Genomic DNA, 4,401 nt, shown 5'->3' with positions numbered 1-4,401 from the left:
CGGAGCAACTGTCGATGTACCGGTATACGTGAAAATTCCGAAGGGCAAGGAAGCTCCAGCAAACCTTACCTTTACGGCTACTTCAGAGACAGACTCTAATCAAAGCGTTACCGAGACCAATCTTATGACAGGTAATCTAAGCGCAACCGGTCTAAGTTCAGTTATTGATAGCTTTGCCAACGAGGGAGCCTTCAAAGCAGGTGCAGCGCAAGCATTGAAGGCACATTTGAATTCCGTCGATCAATTTGAAAAGAAAGGATCTGCGGATAAGGTTGTCAAACACATTAATGATTTTAAAGGATTCCTGGATCTTAAAAAAGATGCGAATCAAATTTCCGCAAAAGCGTATAACAGTTTGAAAGCGTATACCGATGCAATGATTGAGATCTGGCAATAGGTTAGATTCACTGTTCAGAATATGCCTCCTGTGCCGGGATGACCTGGTACGGGGGGAACAAACTCAAAAACTTTTAAAACGTGAAGGTGGGAAATTAATAAATAGACTTCTTCATCAAATTTGAACTCGGGTAAGGTTTCGTTGTTACATATCCATTTTCTCGATTTTGTGAGTTTATGATACTCATAGGAAACAAAAACAATTGAATGGTTGGGACAGGTAAAGCCAAGTCAGATTCGTCAGCGGCAATGACTTTGGGAAGCAGTCAAAAGTAGGAGTGAAGATAATTGAAGAAAACGATCACAGTTTTAGCCATTTTATCATTGTTATTTTTACTTAGTGCCTGTTCGGCCCTAACCTCTGGCGAAGGGAGCAAGGTACTTGTTAAAACGGGTTATGGAAATATCACAAAAGATGATTTATATAAAGAAGTGATAAGTTCCGAGCGGGGAAAAGAATTGATTCAGAAGTTGGTCTATATGCAAATTTTGGAAGGTAAATATGAGGTATCAGATAAAGAGGTGAATCAACGGCTGGACGATATAAAGGAACAGGCCGGTGATAATGATGGATTTAACATGTTCCTACAAAAACAGGGCTTTAAAAACGAAAAAGAATTAAAGGATTATATTAAACAATCCATTTATTTCTTTAAAGCAACAACAGACGGGGTGACGGTATCAGATAAACAAATAACAGATTACTATGAACAAAATAAAGACCAATACACGGAGGTGAGAACCAGCCATATTCTCGTGGATGAGGAGTCAACTGCTAAAGAAATTGAACAGGAACTAAATAAAGGAACCGACTTTGCCGAATTGGCAAAAACAAAATCGACGGATAAGATGTCTGGAGCAGAAGGCGGGGATTTGGGCTATCTTTCCGGGCGAAGCCAGGAAATGGATCCGACATTTCTTGCTGCGGCTATGAAATTGAAAAAAGATGAAGTGAGCGAACCGGTCAAGACAATGTTTGGTTATCACATCATTAAGGTAACAGATATAAAGGTGACGCCATTAAGCAAGGTGAAAGATCAAATCAAACAAGCGCTTATGGGAAAAGAGGCAAAACATGTACAGGAGATATTAAACAATTTGAATAAAGAAATTGAGATTAAAGAAGATACATTAAAAGATGCATTTAAGGATGTGGAACCGCAACAACCAAAGCTTCCCCCTCAAAGTTAAAATATTCGGTCATTGCTAATTGGTTAGTATGGCCGGATAGTCATATGATGGAATTTGAGCCAATGATTTAAGGGTTTCAGGCGTCGATGAACTGTAGATCATTGTGCTCATTCCAGCCATAAGTAGTTGGTATGATTATCACCGAGCTTTACAACAATTACATAATTAAAAAACCTCACCCAAGCATGATGCTTGAAGATAGTAAAATACTATTCAATCGATTTTTTCTTAGGTAAAAATGTAAGGCTCTTCGCCAATTACCGTAATTTTGCAGAAAAACCCTATGTCTTATTATCTAAAAGATTAAAAACCGGACAAAGGAATGGGTTCAGTTGCGAAGAGATACATCACTTCCTCCTAATTTTGGATAATCAACACGCGTAATATTATGTCTTTAATCCTCCAACTCCGCATTTTCAGACAATCATTTTTGGATATCCCCTGATTGTCATTTGTATCTGAAGTATTACCTTTGTTCCAAATGATAGAACATTTTACATTCGGTATCCATCTACTACTCCAACCATTCCATAACAGGCCAATATCCGAGGGTATAAAATGTCAGACCCTACATGGGCTTGATCATTAAAGGGATCGGTAAGTTTTTTTATACCAAATATATTCCAACAAAGCAGGTCAAAATCCATGAACAATTGACAAATACTTTGAAAGGTAACTGGTAAATACGTCGATTCCCAATTATTAAACAAGTTATATGTAGGGTTTTGGCAATTAAAAGTTTTTTATAACGCCAGTAGATGGCAAGATTTTCACTATGCATTGCTTAGAATTAAAACCAAGGTTTAAAAGAATCTATCAAATATTTTATAAAGGCATCATCATACTTATGCGACTGGCAAAATTCCAATAGATTCTTTTATTTGCAAATTGCCAAGCTTACCAAAATAGTAGATTCCATGAAGGTGTTGGCATTTTTTGTAGGAATTGTCCGATTAATGACCATATGGTCAATGGCTTGAGGGGGGTGATAAACCCAGGTAATGAATTAAGCTGTGAAAGGTAAGGAGGCGATAAAGGGGCTAATAACGATAAAGAAATGACGATATAACGTAATGATCAAGGGGAATTCGAAAATAAAAAACCTACATAAAAAGTGGGTTATTATCCAATAGGGAGGCAAATTACTTTGAAGTTGAGAATTAAGATTGCCGCATTATCAACCACGATATTACTTGCGATGTCATCAACATCCGCTTTTGCAGCGGACCCTGGGCTGGATAAAATGCCCGAACATGTGGATCCCCAGTCTTGGGTTCTTACCGATTATCTGACATGGAATGACTATAATCCGATCCCGGGAATAGACTGGAAAGCCCCAGACATCAAAGCGGAGAGGGAATTGAGAGGGGCATTGATTCTAGTAGATTTCCCTGATCTGGGGTTTATCCTTAGCGATCCCGAAGGTTCTGATCCAGCTGGTAATCCAAGGGGCATCGGATCAATTCCCCGTGAGGACGTTCCGGAGTTTTTTAAGGATTTTCTCACCAAGCCAAGTGCCCTAAATAACTACCAAACGATGGATAGTTTTTGGAAGGAGAACTCCTATGGAAAATGGGGCGTAACCCTTGATGCTTATGGTCCCTACCGGTTGGATAAAAATGAATTTCAGTATGGGCTTGAGAGCAGTCATAATACTGGTGCATTGCCAAGTAACTATACAAGAGGAAACCTTTTTCAGGATGGTATAAATGCGGCCACAGACGACATAAATGCATCTGGAAATGAATATGACTTTGCGTTCATTGTTCATTCGGGTTATGCCGAATCAGCCGTATGGCAGGAATTCGGTGAAATGATGTTCCTTAATCCAGAGTCGGTGCCTGATGAATTTGGACCTCCGGATTTACCTGGATTTGAAAACCTGCCAAACTGGACAAAAACTCGTTATGTACCATGGACTTCCTATTTTGCGGCCAAAGCAATATGGTCTTCCGCATCAAGTGCAAGGATCAACGGTAAAACGATTCGTGTTTCTATTCAAGGCGAAAGTAATGGTTTGGCTACATTTGCCCACGAATTCGGTCATCTTCAATCTCTTGGTGATAATTACAACAACCCATTCGGGGTCCCTCCAGTCCGGTCATATGCTGGAAATTGGGAATTAATGGCCAGCGGAAGCTTCAATGGACCGGGTGGCCCGCATACGCGCTATTTTATTCCTGCCACCCAGGGTGGATCCTTACCGGCTCCACATACGCTGCGAAATAAGATGAAACAAGGATTTCTATCCGATGATGAAGTCCTTGAGCTAAACCGTGATGAATTAAAAGAATCTGGGCCGGTGTTTGCAGATATTATCGCACGCGAAGTGCCGATTGGCGATAATTTCGGCCGGACCGGACTCCACGGTATCAACATCAGCATGAACGATTTAACACCAACTAATTACCTTGCCGGTGACTGGCGTAACGATATAATAAGCAATAGATTGTACAATAACTACACCCTTGAAGTGGTGGATCGTGTCGGTGCAGACTCCTTCCAATCCGATGCCGGCGTATTGATTTCCAAAACGAAAAATGCAGAAACTGCCCCGAGTGTCTGGATTATTGATTCCCACCCGGAAGATATTAATCTGCCTGACTTCATAAGACCTGATGGCACAACATCTATGCTTTCCTTAGGGGATGAGCGACAGCTTGCCGACGCTTTATTTAAAGCCGGGAGTGGGGCAACTTTGGTCAAGGGCCAATTCGATGGTTCCATTGACAAAGATACTGTTGTCAGTGAGTACGTCGATCCGTACAATAAACTCCATATCTACATTTTAGGGAAACACAAAGACAATGACGG

General features: G+C 40.5%; 3 protein-coding genes. All 3 read left to right on the top strand.

From position 1 onward, the window contains the following. On the top strand, window positions 1–397 hold a 397-nt coding region (locus tag V7122_RS24800), incomplete at its 5' end, for an FIMAH domain-containing protein (protein WP_438824808.1). Window positions 398–684: 287 nt separating this feature from the next. Then, window positions 685–1,587 carry a peptidylprolyl isomerase gene (locus V7122_RS24795; protein ID WP_335347933.1) on the top strand — a complete coding sequence of 301 codons (903 nt, stop codon included), beginning with the start codon at window positions 685–687 and terminating at the stop codon, window positions 1,585–1,587. A 1,147-nt stretch (window positions 1,588–2,734) separates the two neighbouring features. Beyond that, window positions 2,735–4,401, top strand: a 1,667-nt coding sequence (locus V7122_RS24790; RefSeq protein ID WP_335347932.1) for a M6 family metalloprotease domain-containing protein, incomplete at its 3' end; no start/stop codon positions are given.

Source organism: Bacillus sp. JJ1532 (genome assembly GCF_036965085.1).
Lineage (GTDB): Bacteria > Bacillota > Bacilli > Bacillales > Cytobacillaceae > Cytobacillus.
This window is presented reverse-complemented; position numbering and strand designations above follow the sequence as displayed.